Source organism: Paenibacillus sp. MAEPY2 (genome assembly GCF_000499205.1).
Lineage (GTDB): Bacteria > Bacillota > Bacilli > Paenibacillales > Paenibacillaceae > Paenibacillus > Paenibacillus vandeheii.
Genome location: NZ_AWUK01000013.1, coordinates 315,029 through 339,361 on the forward strand (window position 1 = coordinate 315,029; position 24,333 = coordinate 339,361).

Here is a 24,333-nt window from a genome sequence, read left to right on the forward strand (position 1 = left end):
GAGTCACTTGCGATCGTCCCTTCTGTCTCGGTCCTCTTCGGCTCAGAGCAGAATCCAACAACTCACTTTGTTCATTTATTACCATTCCTGCCTTGTCACTGCAACAAATATGAAGCAGAACAAAGCATACTATTGCCGGAGTGCAATTCGGTCTGTAATAGCCGATATCGCCTCACGAACACAGTATACCAAAGTTCTGCCCAAAGTTCACGTCTTATGTTCATTTTGACGGTGTAAATTCGACAAATTGTTTAATTTACCAATGAAACTTCACCAGAGTAAACCGAGACACGCTCACCGTTTGGCTTCTCCACAATCAATGCTCCAGAAGGATCAAGGCCCATTGCTATACCTTCGATGATGCCCTGTGGATTAGCCACCTTAATTTCACGATTCATGGATATGGACAAAGCTTCCCAGAGTGAAGAGATCACACCGAAGCCTTCTTTTTGATACAAAAAATACAAACGCTCCAATTCCGAGAGAATGGCCGCTGCAAGTCTAGTCCGGTCTATGGTTTGTCCTGTCTCCATTTTGAGTGAAGTTGCAATGGGTATCAAATCTTCAGGGTAATCCTTCGAATCGAAGTTAACATCAACGCCTATGCCCGCTACACAATAACGCACTTCGTGATCTTCAACAGTTGATTCAAGCAGAATCCCACATACCTTCCGACCAGCTATCAAAAGATCATTTGGCCATTTGATTCCAGCATCTGCACCTGTATATGACCGAATAGCACGACACACGGCCACACCCGTTAATAAGGTCAGCTGTGGTGTATTTTGCAGAGCAAGTTCAGGGCGCATAAGAACGCTCATCCAGATACCTCTCCCGGGTGGGGAGAACCATTTACGGCCAAAGCGGCCTCGCCCTCCCGTCTGTTCTTCCGCCAGAACAACTGCTCCTTCGCCTTGCCCTTGCTCAGCCATCTGCTGAACATCCCCTTGCGTGGACAAAGTGGAATTCAGGATTATGGCTTTCCGACCAAACACCGTGGTTTCCAGTGCCAGCTGAAGCGCAGTGGCATCAATGCTGTCCGGTTGCGTGACCAAGCGGTACCCTTTGCGTGATACGGCTTCAAACTCATAACCCATGTCACGCAGTTTGTTTACGTGCTTCCACACGGCTGTTCGGCTAATGGACAGGTTGCGACTGATCTCTTCACCAGACACAAACTCTCCCTCTGCATTCAGCAACATATGTAACAGATCCTCATGCTTTGTCATCTGCAGCCACCCGCTTTACTTCGTTGGTCAGCATATCATGCTGATTCGCTATATTTCCGATCGCAGTCTCTCTTAGGAGATGTTTCATCAATTGTCCCAGCCATGGTCCGCCCTTGCGTCCAAGTTGCTGCAAAACGTTCTCACCCGTAATATGCAGATCTTTCAGTTCATACACCTTCATGGATTGACTCCACGCAGCACCTCGGGACTGTATTACAGCAATCTGTTCTTCGTGCAGAACCTCATGTTCTCGCCAGCCTGTTGGAAGCAGTCGTTGAATCATGAGCCAGTCCTCTGTCGCCTGACGTCCGCTAGACAGCACAGTTACAATCCATTCTGAACGCAGTGCCTCTTCGTCCTTCTGCTCTTGTACGACAGCCTTGATTAACTGTTCGACCTGGAGAACTCCACTGATGCGGGAACGATCATCATTAGAAAATGTCCATTTTCGAAGTAAAGCTTCTGCTTCATCCCTGGTATAATGGCCGGCAATCAGCAGCAGGGACCAGCGTAATAATACGTTTTCTTCTATCAATTGTTCCATATTGGACAGGAGGTCTTTATTGAATCGTTCCATGTGGATTGGTGCCTTCACATGCTCCAGCGCCTGGCTGCGAAACAGCAATTCCAGACCGTGCAGCGGATGTGGGCCTGCCATCATTTTCACCATTTCGGTACGTACTCTTTCCATGGCGATATGTTGTAGCAGATCCTTTTGTCGAATTAGCCCCTTCCAGGTGTTGTGGGCAATTTTAAAATCAAATACCGAAGCAAAACGAACACATCGAAGCATGCGCAACGCATCTTCACCGAAGCGCTCAGTCGCCAATCCCACACATCTGACCCGTCCATCCTGAATATCCAACTGTCCACCAAAAGGATCAACGATATTTCCGTCCCGATCCACAGCGAGAGCATTCATCGTGAAGTCACGCCGCTGCAAATCCTCTTTGACATCCTGCACAAAATGAACGGCAGCAGGTCTTCGATTATCCTTATATTCGGATTCGGTGCGGAATGTCGTAACCTCAAAGTAAAAGCCTCCTGAACGAACAGTAACCGTTCCATGCTGGAGGCCCGTAGGAATACAATTTGCGAATAATTCCATGACTTGCTCAGGGGAAGCTGACGTGGTGATATCCATATCATCCACGCGACGTCCCAGCAATTCATCACGCACACAACCACCTACCCAGTAGGCGTTGTACCCTTTATCATTTAATGTCCGCAGCACCTGTTCACTTTGTCTTGCCATTTCAGGATCTACCTGTGTCCATTGAACCACTTATTATCACCTCATAACTACGTGTTGCTTGGTGTGGCTTACACAGATATATTTCCGCGATGGAACTATCCGATCTAATAATCAGCCACAAATCGGCTTCAGATTCGGAACTTCACGTCCCAGCACGCGGTAGTATATTTGTTCATATTCATGCCGAATGGCATCATTGCAGAAATCATGGTGTGCCCGTTTCAAGCACGCTTCTCTGAAATCCGCTATTAAACGGTCGTCCGTCAACAAACGAATTGTGTTCTCTGCCATTGATTGTGTGTCGCCGATTGGAGACAAAAATCCGGTCTTGCCGTGCAGTACCAGTTCAGGGATACCCCCTGCCTGTGATCCAATGGTAGGGACACCACAAGCCATGGCTTCGAGTGCCACCAGTCCAAAACTTTCTTTCTCCGACGGCAGCATCAACACATCAGCCATTGAAATGACTTGCGCAATATCATCCTGCTTACCCAGAAAATGAACTTTGTCATTCAGTCCAAGCTCATTAATCTTCCATTGAATCTTCGGTAAATCTGGTCCTTCTCCAACAAATAACAGTTTGGAAGGTACCTGTTCCTGTACCTGACGGAACACCTCCACCACATCCTGTGTTCTCTTCACAGGGCGGAAGTTGGAGATATGCATCAGTATTTTTTCATGAGGAGCTGCGAAGTCTCTACGCAGACTTGCTGCATCACGTGGATAATAGATTCTTTTATCAATAAAGTTATAGGTCAGGTCAATGGGACGTCTAATATCGAGCAAATCGATTGTTTCACGAATCAAATCTTGTGATACTGCCGTAACAGCATCGCTCTCGTTAATGGCAAGTCGAATCAAATCCTTCAACGACTCATCCTGTGCCAGTACGGTAATGTCTGTTCCGTGTAACGTTGTTACCACCTTTAAATCCTCACCAACCATTTGCTTTGCCAAAAAGGCACATACCGCATGTGGCACCGCATAATGGACATGTAGCAGATCCAACTTCTGTGCTTTGGCTACTTGCGCCATCTTCGTGGCCAATGAGAGATCATATGGCGGATAACGGAAGACGTAATAATCATTGACCTCAACTTCATGATAAAAAATATTTTTCTGGAATGTACCCAGTCTGAACGGGATACTATTAGCAATAAAATGAACCTGGTGACCCTGTTCGGCAAGCAATTTGCCCAGCTCCGTTGCGACAACGCCAGACCCTCCGAGGGACGGATAACAGGTAATACCGATTTTTAGCTTTTGATCCATCCGGTGGACGCTCCTTTAATCTCCCGCTTGTGCAGGTTGATGTAATGCAACGGAAATGCAATTGATAACTGATGTATACGAGCAAGTTCGATCGTTTTATGACTTGGCTGCTTGGCCAAATTGATGAACTACATAAGGTGTAATACTAGCGAATCCTTCTGCATAAGGAATAAGGCTCCGCTGTCCCAACAAAGAATCCCTAGCTCTCACACGTTCAATATACCCTTGAGTCAATGGAGTGGCAACTGCCCCTTCTCCCAATTCGAACTGAGAACGATAACTAAGCAATGAATTTTCCTTTTGCTCATAGTGTTCCGTAATATCCACAATCAAATCCGTTGGTCCGATATCGTTAATGAAGTAAAAATACAATTCTTTCACCTGAACTGCGGGCATGTCTGGCTTATAGTTTCTAAGCTTGGCATTGAATACAGCCTCCTGCACCAACTTGCTGCACATTACATGATCCGGATGGCGATCCTCCCAATATGGCGCAAACACGATTCGAGGCGCCTGACGGCGTATCTCCGCCGTCACAGCCTCTATGTGTTCAGGAGTAATATACAGCCCGCGATCAGGCAAACCGAGATTGCTTCGACACGAAAGACCGAGGACGCGGGAGGCTTGCTCCGCTTCCTCGGCTCTGCGCTCTACTGTCCCGTTGGAAGACATCTCTGCCCGGGTCAGATCACACACGCCTACTTTCAGTCCCGCTGCAGTATGTTTGGCAATCGTTCCTGCCATCCCAATCTCTGCATCATCCGCGTGTGCACCGAATATGAGAATGTCCAAACTCATTGAGCATCACCCGAATTCAATCCACCTTCAGGCTTGTATTTATGTACAAGCTCTCTCCAGCCAAAATCACCGCGATCCAGTGCTTTAACAAGAATCTCTGCAGTTGCAATATTCGTGGCAAGCGGAATCCCCTGTACATCGCACAGACGCAGCAAAGCGTTAATATCTGGTTCATGCGGCTGTGCCATCAATGGATCACGCAGAAAAATAATCAGATCCATCTCATTTTGCGCAACCAAGGCTCCGATCTGTTGATCCCCGCCCAGTGGACCGGATTCAAACCGATGGATCTGTAATGAGGTTCCTTCCATAATACGAAGACCTGTTGTACCAGTCGAGTATAGTTGATGGTCTGTAAAAACATTTTCGTAGGCTGTCACGAAGTTAACCATTTCTTCTTTTTTGCGATCATGGGCAATAAATGCAATTTTCAACATGACAATCTCCTTTAGTCGATAAAGTGATCAAATCCGTAGATGAGTCCTGTATATTCCATAACCTTCTGTACACCAATTTTAACACCTGGCATATAACCTGCACGTTCATAGGAATCATGGCGAATTTTGAGGGATTGGCCAAAGTCTCCAAATACGACTTCCTGCTGTGCAAATACCCCCGGCAGCCGTACACTATGAATACGGAATCCATTATAATATCCGCCTCGTGCTCCTTCGATCGTCTCTTCTTCGTTCGGATTGCCCTGACGAAGTTCCTCGCGGTTTGCTGCAATTAACTCGGCTGTTTTAATTGCTGTACCTGAAGGAGCATCCAGCTTCTGATCGCCGTGATATTCGATAATTTCCACATTCGGCATATGTTTGGCAGCCTGCGCAGCAAACCTCATCATCAGAATAGCACCGATCGAGAAGTTCGGGGCAATTAACCCTCCGATGCCTTTGTCCTGACACTGCTTGTCCAGCTGTTCAATCTGCTCCGGCGTAAAGCCGGTAACCCCCATAACAGGTCTGACTCCATGACGAATGGCAATCTCTGTATGGGCGAAGGCGTATTGTGGAACTGTGAAGTCTACCATAACCTGTGGTTTAGTCTCTGCAAAAGCCATCTCGATATCATCGGTCAAAAGCACCCCACATTCAGGCAGACCAACAAGCGTTCCGGCATCCGTGCCTGCTCCGGAGCGGTTGACCGCTGCTGCGAGCTCCAGATCAGGATCTTGAAGCACCAGTTTCACTACTTCACGGCCCATCCGGCCAGCCGCTCCGATTACGGCCACTCTTATTACTTCACTCATCTTGGCTGCATCTCCTCACTATGTTAGTTCGTTTGGTTGAATCCATTTCAAACGATCCCCATCTGAAATGGGTTCTTATTGAATGGATTTCATACGCTGCTTAATTTCCTGTAATAATAGATGCAGTTGATCATTCTGCGGGTCTAGCAACAATGCGTTACGAACGGACCGGGTTGCAAGATCGAACTCATTTAGATCACTGTAAGCAAGAGCAAGCATAATATGCGCTTCCACGTATAACGGGTCAAGTTTAACTGCTTGTTTCAGCAGATCCGCCGCCTTCACATATTGTTCATGCGTTTCGTTCCCGGCCTGTTCAAGCAATGCCTTGGCCTGAGTACTTAACTGTTTGGCTTCCAGGGTCTGCAGATGCAATACGTATTCCTCAAGCCCCTGAGACAGTTCAACAGCCTTGCGCGCATATTCGAGCGCTGGACCCAGGTGCTGACTGCGGGCATGTGTAATGGAACAACGATAATAGAGCTCAGCATGTTCAGGGTGAGCATCAATGGCAGATTCAAACCAACGAATCGCCTGCTCAAAATCATTTTGCAAAATACAGCGGTAAGCATGCTGCAAGTACTCTTCCGGTTTCATCATCCAAGCTGTCCTCCCCCATTGAGGTGATGGTACAGCATATGTAATCTACGCCTAATCGGTGTTTTTTGGCGTCCACCGATTTGCATCGCGTGTGTTAAATTTATGCATGACTTTGTCGTGCGCCTCTGCCAGGTCGATCCCGAGAGAATTCGCAAAACAAATCGTGATAAATAAAATGTCCCCGAGCTCAAGCTCAATGGAATTGTCTGCTTCGGAAGATTTTTTCGGTTTCTCACCGAACTCGTGATTCACTTCCCTTGCAAGCTCTCCCACCTCTTCAGACATACGGGCGAGCATGGCCAGCGGGCTGAAGTATCCTTCTTTGAACTGGGAAATATACAAATCAACCTCACGCTGCATTTCTGCAATGCTTTTCTCCATGAGAACGGATTCTCCTTTTGAAATTGTGTCGTATTTGTTCCTAATATATCAGTTATTTAGATTCACTTCCACCATCAGAAACGACAAATCATTTTTAAAGAATCGATAAACAGGTATACTAAGATGGGAATGATTTCTTTCTCATTCTAATTTGTAAAATGGAGAGGGAACTTATGAGCACTTCCAAAACCTGGGTTCAATTTAAATTGATTCTCCCCATCCTATTGGGTACGGCATTATATGCCTTTGGACTTCTGTACTTCATCATCCCCAACCAGCTCATGGAAGGCGGCGTAACCGGGATTACGGTCCTGCTGAAGTACGCGTTCAACATCTCTCCTTCACTTACAACCTTGGTTGTTAACATTCCGCTCTTTCTGGTTGGACTTAAGATTTTGGGCGGCAGACAGATGATTTATACAGGCGTGGGTATTGGAGCGCTTACGTTGTTCCTCTGGTTATTTGAAAAAATGATTCATCTCGGCTGGATCGAACCGCTACATACAGAGAATGACCTTTTACTTGCGGCGCTTTACGCCGGTGTTACACTCGGTGCAGGCCTTGGCATCGTATTCCGCTGGGGCGGAACAACAGGTGGCTCTGACATCATTGCCCGCATTCTTAATCGAAAGTATGGCTGGAGTATGGGACGTGTGCTGCTAGGTATCGATTTCATCATTATTGGCATCTCTCTCGTCTACATTCCCAAAGAAAAAATACTGTATACCCTTGTAACTGTATTTATTGCCTCTAAAGTAATCGACTTTATTCAGGAAGGAGCGTACTCGGCCCGCGCATTTATGATCATCAGTGACCACGCACCCGAGATTGCGGATTTGATTACCCGTGATATGGATCGCGGCGTCACGCTAATTCCCGCCATTGGCGCATATTCTAAACAAGCCAAGCATGTTGCATACTGTGTCATTTCCAGGCAGGAATTCAGACGTTTGCAAACGATTGTGCGTTCCGTCGATCCCAGAGCTTTTGTTATTATTAGCGATGTCCATGATGTGCATGGAGAAGGGTTTAAGGAAAGCTGACCGTGTATCTCTACAAAAAGAAAACCTCTCTCCTCAAGACAAGAGCCATCAGATGGCCTTTCTTGTAGATAGAGGTCTTTTTTTATATCGTGATGGTAGAAAAGGAGCTACCGCCGGAAAGGAAAAATCCCTTGCTGCTGCGCTCGATACTTACGATACCCCGCATAACTGAGCACGGCTATAATTGCGGAACTAATGAGCAATCCGGCTGCCCTCCGGTCTGGCCCCTGAACAAACGGCACAAAGGCGCTCTCATCCTTTTCACGACCAAACAGCTTGTTTACCAACTCTTCACCATGGGCTACCATACTCTTTAATTGTGCGATGTCAGTCTGCTTGGCCGCAGTCAGCCCCTTTGTATGAGACAACCAGGCGTCCAACTGGGCGATCTCGTAAGGTTCTCGGCGAATCATTGCCGCAGGCCGGATCGTCTCGTAGTGCTCCTCCAGCAAGGCGTAGCGGCTTGCTATGATCGCGGTGCTTAACTGCTGATCTGCTGCAGTTGATAGCGCATCAATATCATTTTTTACGATTTTATAATACTGGAGCCATAAGGGTTTGGCTGGGTTGGCAAGACTGTCCGCCGCAAGTCGAAGTTTGGCAGAGGCCTGCTGGAGAGAATTATCATCACTTTTCACCCTAACGGCAGCTTCTTTCACTTCAACAATGGTCTCGGATAGGGCATGAATGCCTTCTACTGTCGTCTGGCCCTCAAAGGATATATGCTCCAGACCTTTACTGATTCGCAAAATACTGCCTCTAACCTCTTCAATATCATTATCCAAGGCATGTCGATACAGCAGGGCCGCTTCTTCATTTAATTGTTTTATTGAATTTTTGGCTGATACTTGCTGATCTGTATTTCCGTTCGCACTTGTACTTTCCGCCGATACGCTGTATGACAAGTTCGTCCAGAACAGTAGAGTCATGAACGACACCACCATAAATCCAGTTTTGATCCTGAACGTTCTCTTCATGGACATCCCTCCCACCATCAATGTATGGCAGGGGAGAGTTCCTTAGAACAAGCTTGCGTTATGAATTCAGGCCCGTTTGGCCTGTCTCAGTGCAAGCCACGCGCATAGAATACTCACTAGTGTCAATCCGACGGTGAAATTGCGTACACCATCCAGATGGTCCATCAGCGATGCGGGCAGCCAAGGGAAAATGTCATAGGTATAATCTATCGTATCGTTTAGCAGCGTCCACAAGGCAGCAATCACCAAAGCCCCCCAACGGAACCCAAAGAATCGGACATACAAGAGCGCTTCAATAGCCATAGCACTATGAGATGCAATCAACATCCAATCCTGCCAATGTTGTGCCCCCCCCTGCATCCAGCCTGCAAAAATGATAGATACCGCCCATACACCGTACTTTACCGAAGTGACAACAGCAAGTGCCTGGAAGACATGTCCAATTCGATTCAGGACCATCGATTTTGGCTTGTACAATACCCACAATAAAGATAACGTGAAGAACAAACTCGCTGTGGGACTGTCCGGCACAAACACAATCTGCCACAGTGGTTGCTGTGCCAGCGTATACTCCATTTGATCCCCGTACCATATGTATCCGTATACAGTTCCTAATGCATTACACCAAAACAAGAGCCACAGGAAATAACGATTTGTTAGAAATTCCCGACTCCAAAAGTACGATAAAGCCACGTTCTCTGCCCCTTCCATCCTATGTGTTCTGCGTTCCAAAGAAAGGTGTTGCGAAAAACTCCTCAAAAAAACCTGACCGCATAAACGATCAGGTTTCACTGCTTAATTCGATTTTACTGTTCTGCCTTCTGTTTCGCAAGCCATTCTGCCAGGTGATTGATTTCATCATCTGTCAAACCTTGAGCTATGGCTTGATCATACATCGCGGGCATTGTGTTATACCCTTCTTTGATAATCGTCAGGATTTCTTCCTGGCTGTGTTTGTCGCCCACACCACGTAGAGAAGGTCCACCTGCTCCCTTCATATCAGCGGCATGACATCCGATACACCCGGCCTTTTTGAAGGTATCCATTGCAGGGTCATCCTTCTCGACGATCGCCACTTCTTCTTTTTGACCTGGCGCATTGGAGGTAGGCAGACCCTGCAGATGTTTCTCCAGCGCTTCTTCCTCACGCTGAATATGTTCCGGCTTCTTACCGCTTGCTTCCAACTCATGCTCGTAGTGTGTCCACGCAACATTGGTCAGGTAGAATACGGCCATCACCGACAAAATCATCAGCGATGATGCAATTGGACGTTTGTAGAACCGTCTCTCCTTGCCTGTATCCAGAAACGGGGCGAGCAGCAGAGCGCCGAAAGCGACTCCACTGACTCCAAGTACCCCCAACAGGACATAATCCCCTGAGGCATACGGGTATTTCAAATACTGATACAGAAACAAGAAATACCAGTCCGGCATCGGAATAACCGATGCACTTGGATTGGCCGGATAGCCCAATGGTGCAGGTTCCGAAATCGTTAGTACCAAAATACCAACCAGTACAACGACACCAACCATCCATTCTTTCAGCAAGAAGTTAGGAATAAAAGCCTCTGATTTGCCGGGATACGCCGTGTAATCCGGTGGAGTTATAAACCCCGCTCCTTTACGGACGCGTGAGTCCCCGACGAAGATAATCTTTTCCTGGTCATCTGACTTGTGTCCGTGAGCCATGTCGATTCCTCCCTTCTCAGATTATAGTGGTCCCGAAATGCCCTGTCTGCGGATCATAATAAAGTGACCGACCAGAAGCACCAGAAGCACAGCCGGAAGGAAGAAGACGTGCAGGGCAAAGAACCGTGTTAACGTCTGTGCACCTACAATGGTTCCGCCTTGCAGGAATTCCTTAATGATCGGCCCCAGCCAAGGAACCGTATTCGCAATCTCCAGCGTAACCTTGGTTGCAAAGTAAGCCTTGTTATCCCATGGCAACAGGTACCCTGTAAGCCCGAGACCCAGCATGACAAAAAAGATCAGCATGCCGACAACCCAGTTCATCTCGCGCGGTGCTTTGTAAGAGCCGGTAAAGAACACACGCATCGTATGTAAGAACATCATAACGATAACCAGACTGGCTCCCCAATGGTGCATTCCGCGTACAATTTGGCCAAAGGCTACTTTGGTCTGCAAATACTCGACACTGGCGTAAGCATTAATAATATCAGGCACATAATACATGGTCAGGAACATCCCTGACAAAATCTGAATAACAGTGATAAAGAACGTCAATCCACCAAAGCAGTACACGAATGCGGAAAAGTGATGAGCCGGGTTTACGTGCTCTGGAACTTCATGATCCGCAACGTCCCTCCAGATTGGCGTGATATCGAGACGCTCGTCAATCCAGTCATAGACATTTTTAAACATCTGCGTTCACGCCTCCTATTTGACTCGGGTGTTCGGAATAATGTCGCCCAGATAAACCCAACCCTGATCTTCCTTAACCACATACTCATCCAGCGGCTTCGGGGCTACGGCAAGATTCTTGCCCTCTTTGTTATAATGCGCACCATGACATGGACAATGATATTCGTCGGGAAATTGCTTATCACTATTCCAGCCTACGGTGCAGCCCAAATGTTTACAAATGGGTGAAAGCGCATAGATTTTGCCCTGTTCATCTTTCCTGATCCAAGCGATTAACGAAGCATTGCTCAAATACCAACCATCTTGCTGTTTCAGTTCAAACGTAAATTCTTGAGGTTCACTCGTAATTTTGCTGATTTCCGCTACTTTGACAGAGGTGCCTTCTCCCTTGTGCTGCAAAATCGGGTCCACCGCAAAACGGACCATGGGGAGTATTGCACCGGCGGCCATGTAGGCTGTAGCTCCACCAAGCGTGTACGTCAAAAACTGCCTGCGTGACATTTCCATGCGGCTTGGCAATTTCATCGAAGCTTCGTGCTGGTCATGCTCACTGCTCATACTGTCTCCAACCCCCTTTTTCAGCCAACTCTCTCAATCGTTTTCATTATCAGAAATTCCACGACTTACTAGAACATACATAATCATATAGTAGCCCTAGAACACCGTCAAGAATTTGTCACACATTTTTAAGGTTCATTTGTAAGCGTTATTAAAAAAATGTTGGTAAATTGTCACATTTGTCACATGGAGGTCATCTTTTCCATAACTCACGGATTTTCTCCCCGACAAAACGCGCAATTCCTTCTTCTCCTACCTCTTGGGATAAAATGGAACGGCTTAATACCAGATCTGCTGAAGATATTTGGCTCTGTTCCAACACACCATCAGATGACATTATAACCACATATTTGAAACCTGAAGATTTGAGTTGTTCGGATAAGGTATTTAATGCCATTGACATATCCGGACCAGCATAATGGAATGCAGGGTAAGTCATAATACGTCCTTTAAAAGGAATCTCCACCAGATCCAAAAAATCTCTAAGCCGCTCCAACGCCTCGGTTGCTTCAACCGGAGACTGCTTTCCCGTCAGGGCTGTGTATGGAATAAGGCATGTATCCAGATAGAGTTGCAGTTCCGCCCAGCTGTCTTGAGTCATCTCACTGAATTTCAATTCCCTAATTCCCCTCTCTATCCATTTTATTCCCATATTATATATGAGCTTATATTATAAATCCAGAGATTCATCCTTTACCCGTGTATAAATTATAGTGAACACAAAAAAGAAATGCGTTTTTCACGCATTTCCTGTGTTAAATTTTATTTGGATATGCTCATCAGTTTATGGCCTTCAGTTCATCCGTCAGATTCCGGAAAGCTACTTCGTCTCCGGTAGCTAATGCCTTATCGATTTCCATATACAGCTTCTCGCTGCGCTGTTTACGAAGCGCGTCGTCCCACACCATCTCAGCAGCCAGCCCCAACATGACTTCATACGTAACTTTCATTTTATCCAATAGGATGCACCTCCAAAACGGATTTAAGAGCTCCTATACTCCTTTCCTTTGGCAACATAACCTAGTGTAGTCCTCGACATCCGCTCAAGATCTGCATCAGTCAACTCACGTATCACTTTGGCAGGTGTGCCCAAAGCAAGGGTATAGGGCGGAATTTTGGTATTTTCAGTAACAACAGAACCGGCCCCGATCAGCGTATATTCACCAATTTCGGCTCCATTGAGAAGGATAGCGCCCATACCAATCAGCGAACCTGTTCCAATACGACATCCATGGATAATCGCAGAATGACCTACAGACACTTCGTCGTCCAAAATCAAAGGCTGATTCATGTTGACATGTCCAACAGCATTATCCTGTATATTACATCGCCGTCCAATCACGATGGGTGCCAGATCAGCTCGCAGTACAGCATTGAACCAGATCGTAGATTCTTCACCCAGTGTCAGATCACCAATAAGTTTGGCTCCTTCAGCCATATATACCGAAGGGTGTAACCGTGGTTGCATACCTTTGTATGGAATTATCATAAGTATCACTCCTTAATTTGGGAGTGATTTTAGCAACTTGTCCTTCACTTGTCAAACATAACGGGTGTAATATCCCCGGACAACGAACGACAGGATGACGCGAGGCGTGAACCCCAAGCTGTCATTTGTACTGTTCGCCCCTCTGCATGTTCCCCAATGCGAAGCATGCCTAGATGCAGCATCATTTTGAGTATCCTGTTGTCATAAATCGTCTCTGCAGTGTCGTAATAGAACGGCTGAATGTAAGGACCAATCTGGCGGAACAAAGACTCTGCTGTGGACCAGCCGGCTGCACATTCCCCTGTCCAGTACACAATGGAGGACAGATTTGGAATAGCACCTTTATAAAGTCTTAACCAAAACCGAAATAGCTGTATCATCTCGGCTGTTTTCTCCGCCCCCAGCTTGTCTTCACCGGAAGCTGACAATTTCAGCATTCCCTGCTCCTCGCGGACCAGACGATGATGAAAGGCGTAGTCATAGATGAACGCAAATCGGTCGGGGTAGTCTTTGAACGAACGCCCATAACCGAATCTCCATCCGGCTTTACCCACCAGCGCCTCACTCACATGCAAATGCTCCATAATCTGCTGCTGAGAACGACGGTACATCATACCTTCTGCGTTTAATGCTATTTCATGCTGCTGGACGAATTGCAGGAACAGTTTGAGATCATCAGCAAGCAAATGGTATTCATCCCTGTAAACGGGAGGTTCGCTCGTTTGTGCAATGCCTGCCTTCAGGTGTGTGGCTAACACATCCCTAAATCTCATTTGCAGATCCTTGGGCACCTGATACAGGTATCTGGTCTGTTGGGTTGTACCATTGAACAACCATCCACTCTTCGTGAAGCGTACGATAAGATCACGTGGGCTGGCTCCAGCCTCGCTATCTTTTTTATCCATCGACTGACGAGCAATGGCGACAAGTTCCTCCATACCGAAGTATTGGCGGGCGTCAAACAGCAAGTTGTTCAAAAATCGCAGATCTACCTGATTTAGTTCGCGAACCTGCTGCTCAAAAAAAGGTCTGCTGCCCAATGTAGTGAGAATACTCTGGATGAGTTCATGTTTGGAATTGGGCTTACACTCGCACTGGTAATAATCTGCTATTCGGTTAAGCTGGCCGATATCGGCAAAAGTAAGCATATCTGCTAGATTCATGGGTCCATCGCCTCGCCCTTGACTACTTTTTGGCTGATGCTTCGGGGCCTGGAGTAGTTTGGTTTTGTAAACATCGTTGACGGAATTCCTATGATCTAAACCTCTTTTTTGCAAATCTTTTATGTTTTAACCATACTATGCCCGAAGTTGCCTGCTCAGAAGAAGAATGAGAGGTTCAAAATCATATAGAAATTGAACTAAAGAATATGTACACTTGCCACTCCAATGACAGAACAACCTTCTGATCGCTGTTATCCCCAGATTTTTGGGATTCCCTTTTTTCAGAGGGTAAACTCCGGGGATAAAGGCGAAGCGTATGCTTACGATGCAGCTTTCTTTCAGAAAGCTTTTAGCTCCGCTTCCTCAGGTTATTTCTGTCCTCTCCGTTCTCGTGTAAATGTTTATTTCGATCTCTATAGAATGACAGTTACACATTGCTATAACGCAAAAAAACAACCTGAGTTAATTACTCAGGTTGTTTTGCCAGATCCAATGAAAGGTGTCGTGTACAGTTATAAAGCAACGGACTCCAATCTTCACGTTCCTTTTCCAGAATCGTAAGCGACAAGTTTCCAATTCGTTCCGTATAGCGGTCTTTAAACAAAGCTGACAGCAGATTCGCAAGGAAGGCGCCATGAGAGACAATCAGCACATTTTTGTTCTGATACGTCTCCCACAAATCCTCCAGAAAGCCCAAAGCACGTGTCTGAATATCAGCAATCTGTTCCTGGCCTAAATCCAGCGTCTCCCAGGAAGCGCCCCAGCGAGCAACACGCTCCTCGGATGTCAGACCTTCAATTTGACCAAACGCCCGCTCCTTCAAGCGTGCATCTGGCTCCAGCAGTGGAACATTCAATAGCCCGGAGATAATCTCTCCCGTCTCCTGAGCCCTGGAAAGCCCGCTTGTAATAATGTGGTCCCAGCGGTACTCTTCGGCAAGCAAACGTCTACCCAGACGCTCAGCTTGCTCACGACCTTCCGTATTCAGAGGTATGTCTGTTTGTCCCTGAATACGTCCCGCCGCATTCCAGTCTGTTAGACCGTGACGAATAAGCCCAATACGCATCTCATCCCTCATTTCTCTATACGGTGAACGAAAGCTTTACCTAAGCACGTGCACCTTGTTTGCGTTTGTTCGTGGTACGATGCATACGTCCAAGAGAGAACAAAGCCATACCTATTGCAAGCAACGACAACCCCATCCAGTATTGAGGATATGCTGGGCCCATGCTCACAACGAAGGGCTCAATAATACTCCCTCTGTCCGCTCCCGTCATGTTGTACTTGTACAATCCGGAGGATGAGGGCTCACTGCCCGCTACCCCTGTCTCCAATATACCCGTAGAGACCACGCTGGTCTGCTCAGCTTCTGTTACGTCTGGCTTAAACATCGCCATGTACAAAAAGCTGCATAAGAAAATTGCCAGGAACGCAGCAATCCACAAAGACATATGCTTGCGGATCACAGCAGAGAAACGATTAACCTTTGCCTCTTCCGGCAATAGCCATGGAGACTCCGCATAGATCCGTTCCATAACATTACGGTTCACTTTCTCTGCCTGTTGTTCTGTCACTGGGACCGGTATGCTGTGCAGCAGAATTTGAGCTTCTTCCCAAACCTCAAATTGCTGCGAGCAATCTTCACAACCAGCGAGATGAGCATGAAATGCAATCCGCTGAGGATGAGCTGCCGGCAAGTCCCAGACCAGTGCAAACAGTTCCTGGGCTTCATTGCAATTCATCGGTTCTTCATCCCTTCATATGGCTCGTAGACCGGTTCGAAGAAATAAGGTTCCAATTGAGTTTTTACGCTTGACCTTGCTCTGAACAATAACGATTTCACAGAACTGACGCTCTGCCCAAGAATATTTGCAATCTCCTGGTAGTCTAGTTGATCATACTCACGGAGTATAATGGCAGAACGCTGCTTCTCCGGTAAATTGTTAATGGCATCCCTAACCAGCATCACCCGCTCACTGCGCAATACAGCATACTCTGGCGCATTCTCAGAAGGAGCAACAGGTACAATACCGCTCTCTTCAAGTGGAACACTCCCACTACGCTGTTTGCGAAGCTCACTCAGTACCGTATTTCTCGCAATGGTATATAACCAGGTTGAGAACGAGGCATCCACCTCTCGGAATGAGTGCAGACTGCGGAACGCCTTATAGAAAGTCTCAGAACAGAGATCTTCCGCAAGCAGCTCCATATTAGAACTTTTCAACATATGATATACGAAAGCCAGTATTTTACGCTGATAACGACTCATCAGCTCGGAATATAACTCCAGGTTACCTTCCTTGATCTCTCGAATCAACTGGGAATCCGTCATTTGAGTGCGACCCCTCCTCGCCCATCCATGTGCTTCTCCCCGTTCGACTCTATCCATGTATTACCGAACAGGCACAAAAAAGTTGCGGTTTTCACCGCATAAAACAGCGTTCAGCGCCATAACAGGCCTTCCCGCCAAATTCCCCTATGTAATGGCAATTTCCCCAACGTTTCTACATTAACAGTATTTATTGTACAACGGTCTGCATCATCCTGGCAAATCCATGGCATCCATTGAAGCCCGACCAGTCATTATTATGCAGCCATTTTCTCGTCCATGACTTCAATTTGATCCCTTTTGTGAAGCCACTCTTATATTGGACGAACGAAGACCCAAAAAAGTTTAGGTGAAAACGAAATAAATATAAAATTTCAGAAGAATTTCGTTATAACATATTTTCAAAAAATGCACCAATCAACTTCACTTCACCAAGCATTCTCTAAGTTTTATACCCCTTTATGCAAGGATTATATTTCCTTAATTTACGAATGTTATAATTACTTTAAACAATTTTACTCAAAGTGTTGACAAAATGAAAACGTATACATATAATAAAAGTACAGTATGGTTTCTCTCCACTCCTATCCAATAACTGTATTGCTCCACGTGAGCAATGGCCGCTTATGTAAGCGGTCTTTTTTTTGTCCTTTTTTAGGATATTTACGGTAACAGTTAGTTTTCAACATAAAAAAAGAGGGCTTTCGCCCCCTTCCAAAAGCCTAAACCCACACTTGATATCCTAGGGAATCGAGCAACGTTTTAGCACGTTCCATTTCTTCTTCCTGCCTGAACGACAAACGCATAATACCTGGCACATCGACTCGGTTCTCAATAATCTCCATGTTGCTTAAGTTAATATCATTCGCCCCAAGCTCGGTGGCAATCTTGCCGATCATCCCCGGCGCATCCTGCACATCCGTATAAAGATCAAACAACGACGAGATCATGCCTTTCCGTCGTTCTGGCAGCACACTACGGAACTCGCGTGCCTGACGGAATGCATCCTCAATGCCCTCACCATTCTGTTGCTCCAGCATTTCGGTGAAAGCCGTCATCTGGCTATTCCAGTCCTTAAGCAAGCCCAGCAGCACCTCACGGTTGCTCAGCAGGATATCTCTCCAGACAATGGCGTCACTGGAGGCAATCCGAGTGATATCCCGGAAACCGCCTGCAGCCAGCATTTTGTACAAAGGGTTCGATTCATTATATTCACGCACCTGGTTCACCAGCGCAACTGCAATAACATGTGGCAAATGACTAATCGCTCCCACAATGTCATCATGAAGCAGCGGCTCTACACGGACGATTTGGGCACGGGTATACGCAAGTAGGTCAGATAACCTGTCGTATGCTTCCTCAGGTACATGTTCTGAAGGGGTCAAGACATAGTATGCATTCTCGAATAACACAGCCGAGGCTGCATCCACCCCTGCACGCTCAGATCCGGCCATTGGATGACCGCCGATAAAGTATGCATCACGCATGCGGACATGCTCAGCACAGGCTGCAATGGACGCTTTGGTGCTTCCCACATCCGTAATAATACATCCTTGTTTCAGAGGAAGCTTAACCAATTGTTCAAAATAGGATTCAAGCAGCCCAACAGGTACGCACAAAAAAATAAAGTCGGCGTCCTGTACCGCTTCCTCCAGAGAGAGCGTAGCGTCATCCACTACCCCACTCGCTATGTACTTGTCCTTCAGTTCAGGCAGGTGAGCGTAGCCCATCACCGTAACACCAGGCTTGTCTTTGAAGCAAAGCGCCAGTGATCCGCCGATGAGCCCTACACCGATCATTGCAATTTTTAATTTCATGGGTCCTCACTCTTTTCATCGCCAGATTTAAGGGCGTGCTACCGCCTTCTCAGCCAGCGTGTTCTCCAGTGCCGTGACAAAAGCACGGTTCTGTTCTGTTGTACCAACGGACACACGAATGTATGTTGGATATACATGGAATCCAGGACGAACAATGATGCCTTGTTTCAACAGCGACTGGAACGCCGTTGCAGAAGGCATGTCCAGATCAACCATGATGAAGTTCCCCTGCGAAGTGAAAAACGGCAGCTCTAGACGCGTGAATTCTTTCTGCAGGTAATCACGCTCTATCGCATTTTTTTCCGCGCACGCTTGGACAAAAGCCTGATCCTCAAGCGCAGCCTTCGCCGCAGCCTGACCGAAACGTGATGTGTTGAACGGTTCACGCACACGGTTGATCAGATCGATCACTTCCGGGCGTGCAATACCGTATCCAATACGCAATGAAGCCAGGCCATAGATTTTGGAGAATGTCCGCAAAATGACCAGGTTAGGATAACGCTCAATCATAGGAACACTTTGTGGGTACGCCTCATCCGTTACAAACTCATAATAAGCTTCATCCAGCACAACCATAACATGGGATGGTACACGGTCCATAAATGCAGTCAATTCCTGCTCAGAGATGATAGTACCCGTTGGATTATTGGGGTTACAAACCCAGACCGCTTTGGTCTTGTCATTGATTTCTGCCAGCATGGAAGTCAGGTCATGAGTTCCATCTTTAAGGGGTACTTCAATGCTCACAGCACCCTCGATATCAGCATTGCTTTTGTATACAGAGAACGTCTGGTCAGCCATAATGTTCTCATCTCCCGGGAGGAAAAATGCACGAGTGATCAGCGCAATGATTTCATCCGATCCACAACCAAAAATCAGATTACTCGGCTCCACACCGAGATGATTTGCCAGCACTTCAGTCAGTTCGGTTGAACTGCCATCCGGATATATGCTTACATTGACCAATTCTCTGGTGATTGCTTCAAGTGCAGCAGGAGAGCTTCCATATGGATTTTCGTTGGAGGCCAGCTTGATCACTTGCTCCAAACCCAGTTCACGTTTCACTTCTTCAATCGGTTTGCCCGGTTTATATACAGGCAGATTGACAATCTGGGACTTCGGTTTCAACCCGACCGCCTCCTGTTTTTAAAATAGTTATGGACATGCATCAGTATGAACTGAGCATGCCCCGGGGATGTAACATCATTTAATCCCTATCCTTTTAATTGTGCCACAAAGTTGCGAATTTGCAACAGTCCTGCCTGACGAGTATCCGGGTTTCCAAGAAGAGGGATGGCTTCCTCCACCTGACGAACGATAGCACTGCCTACAACAACGCCGTCACAAATCCGGGAGAAACGCGCTACCTGCTCGTGACTGGAAATGCCGAAGCCAACAGCGACCGGAAGATCTGTCAGACTCTTTACAGTTTCAATGAAGCTCTCTACCCCATCGAAAAAGGAAGCTCTCTCTCCCGTAACACCCAGAGAAGAGACACAATAGATAAAACCACGTGCTCCCGTGACAATACGCTCGATTCTTGCGTTGGACGTAGGGGCTACGAGCGGAACCAGATGCACACCTGCAGCATCCGCACGGCGTCGCATATCCTCTGCTTCCTCAATCGGAAGATCCGGGATGATCATGCCGCTGATCTCATGTTTGACCAACTCGTCAAAAAACACATCCAGTCCCGTCTGTAACACCGGATTATAGTAGGTAAACAGCACAAAAGGAAGTTTCACACCCGCGGCACGAGCTCTTGCTGCGGTTTCCATACAAGTCCGAATCGTGATCTGACTTTTCAATGCACGCTCGGAAGCACGCTGGATTACCGGTCCATCCGCGAGCGGATCAGAATAGGGGACTCCGAGTTCCAAAATGTCCGCCCCGGCCTGTTCCAATTCCTTAATGATTTCCACCGTCGTATCCACATCCGGATCTCCAACCGTAAGGAATGGAATAAGTGCTGTACGGTTCTGTTCTTTCAGTTGCCGGAAGGTCTGGTCCATCAGGTTCATGCCAAGTCCCCTCCTGTATATTTCATAATCGATTCAACGTCTTTGTCACCACGACCGGAAAGACAGATCACAACGATATCATCAGCGCTGAGTTCAGGCGCAAGCTTGACGACCTGCGCAACAGCATGGGCTGACTCCAAGGCGGGGATAATGCCTTCTGTTCGGCTTAGCAACTGCAGAGCATCCAATGCCTCCTGATCCGTAATCGGGACATATTTTGCCCGTTCGATATCCTTGAGATAGGAATGCTCAGGACCAACACCCGGATAATCAAGTCCCGCCGAAATGGAATGGGCTGGCTGAACCTGTCCATATTCATCTTGCAGCAGATAACTCATTGAACCCTGAAATACACCATGTGTCCCTTTACTCATCGTAGCCGCATGGAACTCGGTGTCCACCCCTTTACCTGCTGCTTCAACCCCAATAAGCTTCACATCCTGGTCGCCAATAAACGGATAGAACATGCCGATGGCATTACTTCCGCCGCCTACAGCTGCAACAATCACATCCGGCAGACGTCCTTCAATCTCCTGAATCTGACGACGCGTCTCATCACCAATCACTCGCTGGAAGTTACGCACCATCATTGGATACGGATGAGGGCCTACTACCGATCCAAGCACGTAAAAGGTATCCTCCACATGACTAACCCAGTAGCGAAGCGCCTCGTTACCTGCATCTTTCAATGTCCGTGTTCCAGATGTCACCGGAATGACTTCTGCCCCAAGCAGCTTCATGCGAAATACGTTCAATTGTTGTCGCTGTGTATCTTCTTCGCCCATAAACACTTTGCATTCAAGACCCAGCAAAGCAGCAACTGTTGCCGTGGCAACGCCATGCTGTCCTGCACCGGTTTCGGCAATGACTTTCTTTTTCCCCATCCGTTTAGCCAGCAATCCCTGTCCAATAGCGTTATTGATCTTGTGCGCTCCTGTATGGTTCAGGTCTTCACGTTTCAGATAAATTTTGGGTCCACCCAAGCGGCGGGACAGTTGCTCTGCATGGTATAGAGGCGTTTCCCGTCCAGAATACTCGCTTAGCAGATAATTCAGTTCCTTATTGAATTCCTCGTCTTTGGAGAAGTGGCTGTATGCTTCCTCCAGTTCGATCAGAGCGTTCATTAGTGTCTCAGGTACAAAGCGGCCTCCGAAGGGACCGAAACGCCCGTGTTGATCCGGCAATTGATGTGTCATGCCTGCTTCACCCTTTCTACAAATGCTGTTATTTTCGCAATGTCTTTCACACCTTCGGACTCTACGCCGCTGGATACATCGACGCCTTCCGGTGCATATGTCTGTATCAGTTGTTGCACATTATCCGGCTGTAACCCTCCTGCCACGAACAACGCAATTCCATGTTTTCTTGCCCATTCGGCATAGAAAGGAATTCGTTCCCATGCAAAGGTTTTACCGGAGCCCCCACCGTAGAGAGGATCAAACGTATCGAGCAATATGGCGTCCACCACATTTTTATATGGATCAAGTGCCATCAAGGCAGTATCGTCAGCTAATGAACCTGTTTCATCCTTGGGAAAAGAGAAGGCCTTGAACACTTCGGTCCCGAAGCGTTTCTTCACCTGTTCACAAAATTCCGGCGATTCCTGTCCATGCAGCTGAATGACATCCAGGAGTGAAATCTTCATGATGCTCTCCAGCTCTTCGAGCGTGGGATTCACGAAAACACCTGCCAGCTTCGGCCGATCGAACTTCGTCCAGCCCAAGAGAACCGTTCTCAGCTCGGCACCCTGTTCAGGCGTAATACGACGACGGGATGGGGCAAAGACAACACCAATGTAATCCACAGGCAAGTTTATCATCGATTTTAGCACTTCAACGTCCTGAAGTCCACATATTTTTACAGCCGCTGCCGGCCGGTTTCGCAGATCCACCTCTCTGCTGCTTGAGCCGTCATGATTGAATGCATTCATGCTTTTGGTCCCATCAATTCGTATACCGCAGCCTCAACATCGTCCTTACGCATCAGATGCTCCCCAACAAGAATACCGTGCACACCTGCCTCAATAAGAGATTCCAATGGCTGAGGGCCGTCGATTCCACTTTCGCTGATTAATGTCACACCATCCGGTATCAGGTCCATCAAATCCAGCGTAGTGTTCAGACTGGTTTCGAATGTTTTCAGATTGCGGTTGTTAATGCCCACAAGTGTTGCCTGCGGAATATCGAGTACTTGCTCCAGTTCTGCACGGTCATGAACTTCAATTAAGGCATCAAGCCCCAAACTTTTGGCAAACGTCAGATATTGACGCATCTGTTCCGGTGTCAGAATGCTTGCAATTAGCAAAACCGCGTCCGCGCCAAGCAGCCTTGCCTCGGCAATCTGTCGTTCATCTATAATAAAATCCTTACGCAGTAGCGGGATGTTCACAGTCTGATGAATGGCCTGCAAGTATTCGCTATTTCCCTGGAAATAAGAAACGTCAGTCAATACCGATATACAATCCGCTCCAGCCCGTTCATATGCGGAAGCAATCTCTACCGGATGGAAATCAGGACGAATCAGTCCTTTGGACGGAGATGCCTTCTTCACTTCGGCAATCAACCCCAGCTTACGGTTACGTCTCTCGGATAAGGCACGCTCGAATCCACGCGTTTGAGATAATGCCTCTATCTTTTTCAGCGCATCGTCCATCTGAAATGTTTGTGCGAGAACTTCAACTTCTTTATGTTTGGTTGCTACGATTCGATCAAGATACATGACTGTACGCCTCCGTTGTATGAATTAACTGTTCCAACTTCTTGGCAGCCTTGCCAGAGTCTACAGCTTCTGTCGCCATCAACACACCTTCTGCAATGGTATTCGCTAGACCGGATACATAGATGCATGCCCCGGCATTTAACAGCACGACATCGCGGTATGCGCTTCGTTCTCCCTGGAAGATCCTTTTAATAATTTCGGCATTCTGAGCCGCATCTCCTCCAAGAACCGATTCCAGTGGATGTAACGATAATCCCATATCACGTGGATCAATGTCATACGTATGCACTTCACCATTACGCAGCTCGGATACCTGGGTCGGTGCGGAGATGCTGATTTCATCCAAACCATCATGGCTGGCTACGACCAAAGCTCTTTTCAGCCCCAGACGATTCAGCACTTCTGCAATCATCGGTGTCCGGCTGCGGTCATATAAACCAAGCAATTGTCGATCCGCACCGGCAGGGTTAGTTAACGGTCCAAGCATATTAAAGATTGTACGTACACCCAGCTCTTTTCTTGGTGCAGCTGCATGTTTCATGGAAGGGTGATACACCTGAGCAAAACAGAAACAGATTCCGATCTCATCGAGACATTGTCTCGCCTGCTCTCCGTCCAGATGAATATTCACGCCCAATGCTTCAAGTACATCCGCACTGCCCGCCTTACCTGAGGCAGAGCGATTGCCATGCTTCGCGACCCGGACAGAAACGGCTGAAGCAATAATAGCAGATGCCGTTGAAATGTTGAATTTATGAATACCCGAACCCCCTGTTCCACAGGTGTCCAGCAGTCCATTGCCGTCAGTCAGAATCCTTCCGCCCTGCCCACGCATGGCTTCGGCAAACCCCGTGATTTCATCCACCGTTTCCCCCTTCATCCGCAAGCCCATAAGCAAACCTCCGATTTGAGCCGGAGTGGCTTCACCTCTCATGATGGAGTACATCAAATCGCGTGCTTCCGCTTGCTCCAGATGGCTGCCCTCCAAAATTTTGGCAAGGCCATTCTTCATGCCTTCCGCATGACTAACTTCAGTTGCGAATCGCTCGG

Annotated in this window: 28 protein-coding genes; 1 reads left to right on the plus strand and 27 read right to left on the minus strand. The window is 47.3% G+C overall.

The genetic code is table 11. From position 1 onward, the window contains the following. Nucleotides 1-251 precede the first annotated feature (251 nt). The 8 genes from P364_RS0113430 to P364_RS0113465 form a co-directional block, all read right to left on the minus strand. Nucleotides 252-1,229: a biotin--[acetyl-CoA-carboxylase] ligase gene (locus P364_RS0113430; RefSeq protein ID WP_024630629.1), complete on the minus strand. Its 978-nt coding sequence runs from the start codon at nucleotides 1,227-1,229 to the stop codon at nucleotides 252-254. Further along, a complete protein-coding gene (locus P364_RS0113435) occupies nucleotides 1,216-2,514 on the minus strand; it encodes a CCA tRNA nucleotidyltransferase (RefSeq protein WP_024630630.1) in 1,299 nt (432 codons plus the stop codon). Before P364_RS0113435 ends, P364_RS0113430 begins: the two co-directional genes overlap by 14 nt. Before the next feature lie 81 nt (nucleotides 2,515-2,595). Further along, complete coding sequence (bshA, locus tag P364_RS0113440; RefSeq protein WP_024630631.1) at nucleotides 2,596-3,756, minus strand: N-acetyl-alpha-D-glucosaminyl L-malate synthase BshA; 1,161 nt, start codon at nucleotides 3,754-3,756, stop codon at nucleotides 2,596-2,598. A gap of 96 nt (nucleotides 3,757-3,852) precedes the next feature. Further along, on the minus strand, nucleotides 3,853-4,554 hold the full coding sequence (gene bshB1 / locus P364_RS0113445; protein WP_024630632.1) for a bacillithiol biosynthesis deacetylase BshB1: 702 nt from the start codon (nucleotides 4,552-4,554) through the stop codon (nucleotides 3,853-3,855). Beyond that, nucleotides 4,551-4,991 carry a methylglyoxal synthase gene (gene mgsA / locus P364_RS0113450; protein ID WP_024630633.1) on the minus strand — a complete coding sequence of 147 codons (441 nt, stop codon included), beginning with the start codon at nucleotides 4,989-4,991 and terminating at the stop codon, nucleotides 4,551-4,553. The genes bshB1 and mgsA overlap by 4 nt, the downstream gene beginning before the upstream one ends. Before the next feature lie 11 nt (nucleotides 4,992-5,002). Continuing rightward, nucleotides 5,003-5,806: a 4-hydroxy-tetrahydrodipicolinate reductase gene (dapB, locus tag P364_RS0113455; protein ID WP_024630634.1), complete on the minus strand. Its 804-nt coding sequence runs from the start codon at nucleotides 5,804-5,806 to the stop codon at nucleotides 5,003-5,005. A gap of 75 nt (nucleotides 5,807-5,881) precedes the next feature. Further along, the gene (locus P364_RS0113460) at nucleotides 5,882-6,406 is read right to left on the minus strand and encodes a tetratricopeptide repeat protein (protein WP_236642079.1); all 525 of its coding nucleotides are present in this window, start codon (nucleotides 6,404-6,406) and stop codon (nucleotides 5,882-5,884) included. A gap of 51 nt (nucleotides 6,407-6,457) precedes the next feature. Then, a complete protein-coding gene (locus P364_RS0113465) occupies nucleotides 6,458-6,787 on the minus strand; it encodes a nucleotide pyrophosphohydrolase (protein ID WP_024630636.1) in 330 nt (109 codons plus the stop codon). 173 nt (nucleotides 6,788-6,960) lie between these two features. Here P364_RS0113465 and P364_RS0113470 point away from each other — a divergent pair, with 173 nt between their 5' ends. Continuing rightward, nucleotides 6,961-7,830: a YitT family protein gene (locus tag P364_RS0113470; protein ID WP_024630637.1), complete on the plus strand. Its 870-nt coding sequence runs from the start codon at nucleotides 6,961-6,963 to the stop codon at nucleotides 7,828-7,830. A gap of 107 nt (nucleotides 7,831-7,937) precedes the next feature. On the opposite strand, the gene P364_RS0113475 is transcribed toward P364_RS0113470, so the two are convergent. The 19 genes from P364_RS0113475 to trpD all read right to left on the minus strand — a co-directional run bounded on the left by P364_RS0113475 (nucleotide 7,938) and on the right by trpD (nucleotide 24,295). After that, nucleotides 7,938-8,807: a sporulation protein YpjB gene (locus P364_RS0113475; protein ID WP_024630638.1), complete on the minus strand. Its 870-nt coding sequence runs from the start codon at nucleotides 8,805-8,807 to the stop codon at nucleotides 7,938-7,940. 66 nt (nucleotides 8,808-8,873) lie between these two features. Beyond that, nucleotides 8,874-9,500 carry a DUF1405 domain-containing protein gene (locus P364_RS0113480; RefSeq protein WP_024630639.1) on the minus strand — a complete coding sequence of 209 codons (627 nt, stop codon included), beginning with the start codon at nucleotides 9,498-9,500 and terminating at the stop codon, nucleotides 8,874-8,876. A 113-nt stretch (nucleotides 9,501-9,613) separates the two neighbouring features. Then, nucleotides 9,614-10,495, minus strand: a complete 882-nt coding sequence (locus P364_RS0113485; protein WP_024630640.1) for a menaquinol-cytochrome c reductase cytochrome b/c subunit — start codon at nucleotides 10,493-10,495, stop codon at nucleotides 9,614-9,616. A 21-nt stretch (nucleotides 10,496-10,516) separates the two neighbouring features. Beyond that, nucleotides 10,517-11,188, minus strand: a complete 672-nt coding sequence (qcrB, locus tag P364_RS0113490; protein WP_017687726.1) for a menaquinol-cytochrome c reductase cytochrome b subunit — start codon at nucleotides 11,186-11,188, stop codon at nucleotides 10,517-10,519. 15 nt (nucleotides 11,189-11,203) lie between these two features. Next, entirely contained in the window at nucleotides 11,204-11,746 is a 543-nt protein-coding gene (locus P364_RS0113495) for a ubiquinol-cytochrome c reductase iron-sulfur subunit (RefSeq protein ID WP_024630641.1), read from the minus strand. Between the two features lie 193 nt (nucleotides 11,747-11,939). Then, the gene (locus tag P364_RS0113500) at nucleotides 11,940-12,362 is read right to left on the minus strand and encodes a DUF2487 family protein (RefSeq protein ID WP_024630642.1); all 423 of its coding nucleotides are present in this window, start codon (nucleotides 12,360-12,362) and stop codon (nucleotides 11,940-11,942) included. 163 nt (nucleotides 12,363-12,525) lie between these two features. Then, nucleotides 12,526-12,705 carry an IDEAL domain-containing protein gene (locus P364_RS0113505; RefSeq protein ID WP_024630643.1) on the minus strand — a complete coding sequence of 60 codons (180 nt, stop codon included), beginning with the start codon at nucleotides 12,703-12,705 and terminating at the stop codon, nucleotides 12,526-12,528. A 23-nt stretch (nucleotides 12,706-12,728) separates the two neighbouring features. Continuing rightward, complete coding sequence (locus tag P364_RS0113510; RefSeq protein WP_024630644.1) at nucleotides 12,729-13,235, minus strand: gamma carbonic anhydrase family protein; 507 nt, start codon at nucleotides 13,233-13,235, stop codon at nucleotides 12,729-12,731. 44 nt (nucleotides 13,236-13,279) lie between these two features. Then, complete coding sequence (locus tag P364_RS0113515) at nucleotides 13,280-14,398, minus strand: hypothetical protein (protein WP_024630645.1); 1,119 nt, start codon at nucleotides 14,396-14,398, stop codon at nucleotides 13,280-13,282. Between the two features lie 466 nt (nucleotides 14,399-14,864). Beyond that, nucleotides 14,865-15,464 carry a histidine phosphatase family protein gene (locus tag P364_RS0113520; protein WP_024630646.1) on the minus strand — a complete coding sequence of 200 codons (600 nt, stop codon included), beginning with the start codon at nucleotides 15,462-15,464 and terminating at the stop codon, nucleotides 14,865-14,867. A gap of 40 nt (nucleotides 15,465-15,504) precedes the next feature. After that, on the minus strand, nucleotides 15,505-16,140 hold the full coding sequence (locus tag P364_RS0113525; RefSeq protein WP_024630647.1) for an anti-sigma factor family protein: 636 nt from the start codon (nucleotides 16,138-16,140) through the stop codon (nucleotides 15,505-15,507). Next, entirely contained in the window at nucleotides 16,137-16,730 is a 594-nt protein-coding gene (locus tag P364_RS0113530; protein WP_024630648.1) for an RNA polymerase sigma factor, read from the minus strand. Before P364_RS0113530 ends, P364_RS0113525 begins: the two co-directional genes overlap by 4 nt. A 719-nt stretch (nucleotides 16,731-17,449) precedes the next feature. Then, on the minus strand, nucleotides 17,450-18,544 hold the full coding sequence (locus P364_RS0113535; RefSeq protein ID WP_024630649.1) for a prephenate dehydrogenase: 1,095 nt from the start codon (nucleotides 18,542-18,544) through the stop codon (nucleotides 17,450-17,452). Between the two features lie 27 nt (nucleotides 18,545-18,571). Further along, on the minus strand, nucleotides 18,572-19,672 hold the full coding sequence (gene hisC, locus P364_RS0113540; RefSeq protein ID WP_024630650.1) for a histidinol-phosphate transaminase: 1,101 nt from the start codon (nucleotides 19,670-19,672) through the stop codon (nucleotides 18,572-18,574). An 86-nt stretch (nucleotides 19,673-19,758) separates the two neighbouring features. Continuing rightward, nucleotides 19,759-20,565 (minus strand): tryptophan synthase subunit alpha, encoded by an 807-nt coding sequence (gene trpA / locus P364_RS0113545; RefSeq protein WP_024630651.1) that lies wholly within the window; start codon nucleotides 20,563-20,565, stop codon nucleotides 19,759-19,761. Beyond that, entirely contained in the window at nucleotides 20,562-21,761 is a 1,200-nt protein-coding gene (trpB, locus tag P364_RS0113550; protein ID WP_024630652.1) for a tryptophan synthase subunit beta, read from the minus strand. The genes trpA and trpB overlap by 4 nt, the downstream gene beginning before the upstream one ends. Next, entirely contained in the window at nucleotides 21,758-22,495 is a 738-nt protein-coding gene (locus P364_RS0113555) for a phosphoribosylanthranilate isomerase (protein ID WP_024630653.1), read from the minus strand. Before P364_RS0113555 ends, trpB begins: the two co-directional genes overlap by 4 nt. After that, nucleotides 22,492-23,283 carry an indole-3-glycerol phosphate synthase TrpC gene (gene trpC, locus P364_RS0113560; protein WP_024630654.1) on the minus strand — a complete coding sequence of 264 codons (792 nt, stop codon included), beginning with the start codon at nucleotides 23,281-23,283 and terminating at the stop codon, nucleotides 22,492-22,494. Before trpC ends, P364_RS0113555 begins: the two co-directional genes overlap by 4 nt. After that, nucleotides 23,273-24,295 carry an anthranilate phosphoribosyltransferase gene (gene trpD / locus P364_RS0113565; protein ID WP_029880978.1) on the minus strand — a complete coding sequence of 341 codons (1,023 nt, stop codon included), beginning with the start codon at nucleotides 24,293-24,295 and terminating at the stop codon, nucleotides 23,273-23,275. The genes trpC and trpD overlap by 11 nt, the downstream gene beginning before the upstream one ends. Nucleotides 24,296-24,333 lie beyond the last annotated feature (38 nt).

What these genes read in the sequence shown, in the direction of transcription:
- P364_RS0113430 (WP_024630629.1), bottom strand. Translation starts at nt 1,229, where the DNA reads ATGACAAAGCATGAGGATCTGTTACATATGTTGCTGAATGCAGAGGGA.
- bshA (WP_024630631.1), bottom strand. Translation starts at nt 3,756, where the DNA reads ATGGATCAAAAGCTAAAAATCGGTATTACCTGTTATCCGTCCCTCGGA.
- bshB1 (WP_024630632.1), bottom strand. Translation starts at nt 4,554, where the DNA reads ATGAGTTTGGACATTCTCATATTCGGTGCACACGCGGATGATGCAGAG.
- mgsA (WP_024630633.1), bottom strand. Translation starts at nt 4,991, where the DNA reads ATGTTGAAAATTGCATTTATTGCCCATGATCGCAAAAAAGAAGAAATG.
- dapB (WP_024630634.1), bottom strand. Translation starts at nt 5,806, where the DNA reads ATGAGTGAAGTAATAAGAGTGGCCGTAATCGGAGCGGCTGGCCGGATG.
- P364_RS0113460 (WP_236642079.1), bottom strand. Translation starts at nt 6,406, where the DNA reads ATGATGAAACCGGAAGAGTACTTGCAGCATGCTTACCGCTGTATTTTG.
- P364_RS0113465 (WP_024630636.1), bottom strand. Translation starts at nt 6,787, where the DNA reads ATGGAGAAAAGCATTGCAGAAATGCAGCGTGAGGTTGATTTGTATATT.
- P364_RS0113470 (WP_024630637.1), top strand. Translation starts at nt 6,961, where the DNA reads ATGAGCACTTCCAAAACCTGGGTTCAATTTAAATTGATTCTCCCCATC.
- P364_RS0113475 (WP_024630638.1), bottom strand. Translation starts at nt 8,807, where the DNA reads ATGAAGAGAACGTTCAGGATCAAAACTGGATTTATGGTGGTGTCGTTC.
- P364_RS0113485 (WP_024630640.1), bottom strand. Translation starts at nt 10,495, where the DNA reads ATGGCTCACGGACACAAGTCAGATGACCAGGAAAAGATTATCTTCGTC.
- qcrB (WP_017687726.1), bottom strand. Translation starts at nt 11,188, where the DNA reads ATGTTTAAAAATGTCTATGACTGGATTGACGAGCGTCTCGATATCACG.
- P364_RS0113495 (WP_024630641.1), bottom strand. Translation starts at nt 11,746, where the DNA reads ATGAGCAGTGAGCATGACCAGCACGAAGCTTCGATGAAATTGCCAAGC.
- P364_RS0113510 (WP_024630644.1), bottom strand. Translation starts at nt 13,235, where the DNA reads ATGATAATTCCATACAAAGGTATGCAACCACGGTTACACCCTTCGGTA.
- P364_RS0113515 (WP_024630645.1), bottom strand. Translation starts at nt 14,398, where the DNA reads ATGAATCTAGCAGATATGCTTACTTTTGCCGATATCGGCCAGCTTAAC.
- P364_RS0113520 (WP_024630646.1), bottom strand. Translation starts at nt 15,464, where the DNA reads ATGCGTATTGGGCTTATTCGTCACGGTCTAACAGACTGGAATGCGGCG.
- P364_RS0113525 (WP_024630647.1), bottom strand. Translation starts at nt 16,140, where the DNA reads ATGAATTGCAATGAAGCCCAGGAACTGTTTGCACTGGTCTGGGACTTG.
- P364_RS0113530 (WP_024630648.1), bottom strand. Translation starts at nt 16,730, where the DNA reads ATGACGGATTCCCAGTTGATTCGAGAGATCAAGGAAGGTAACCTGGAG.
- P364_RS0113535 (WP_024630649.1), bottom strand. Translation starts at nt 18,544, where the DNA reads ATGAAATTAAAAATTGCAATGATCGGTGTAGGGCTCATCGGCGGATCA.
- trpA (WP_024630651.1), bottom strand. Translation starts at nt 20,565, where the DNA reads ATGAACCTGATGGACCAGACCTTCCGGCAACTGAAAGAACAGAACCGT.
- trpB (WP_024630652.1), bottom strand. Translation starts at nt 21,761, where the DNA reads ATGACACATCAATTGCCGGATCAACACGGGCGTTTCGGTCCCTTCGGA.
- P364_RS0113555 (WP_024630653.1), bottom strand. Translation starts at nt 22,495, where the DNA reads ATGAATGCATTCAATCATGACGGCTCAAGCAGCAGAGAGGTGGATCTG.
- trpC (WP_024630654.1), bottom strand. Translation starts at nt 23,283, where the DNA reads ATGTATCTTGATCGAATCGTAGCAACCAAACATAAAGAAGTTGAAGTT.
- trpD (WP_029880978.1), bottom strand. Translation starts at nt 24,295, where the DNA reads ATGAAGAATGGCCTTGCCAAAATTTTGGAGGGCAGCCATCTGGAGCAA.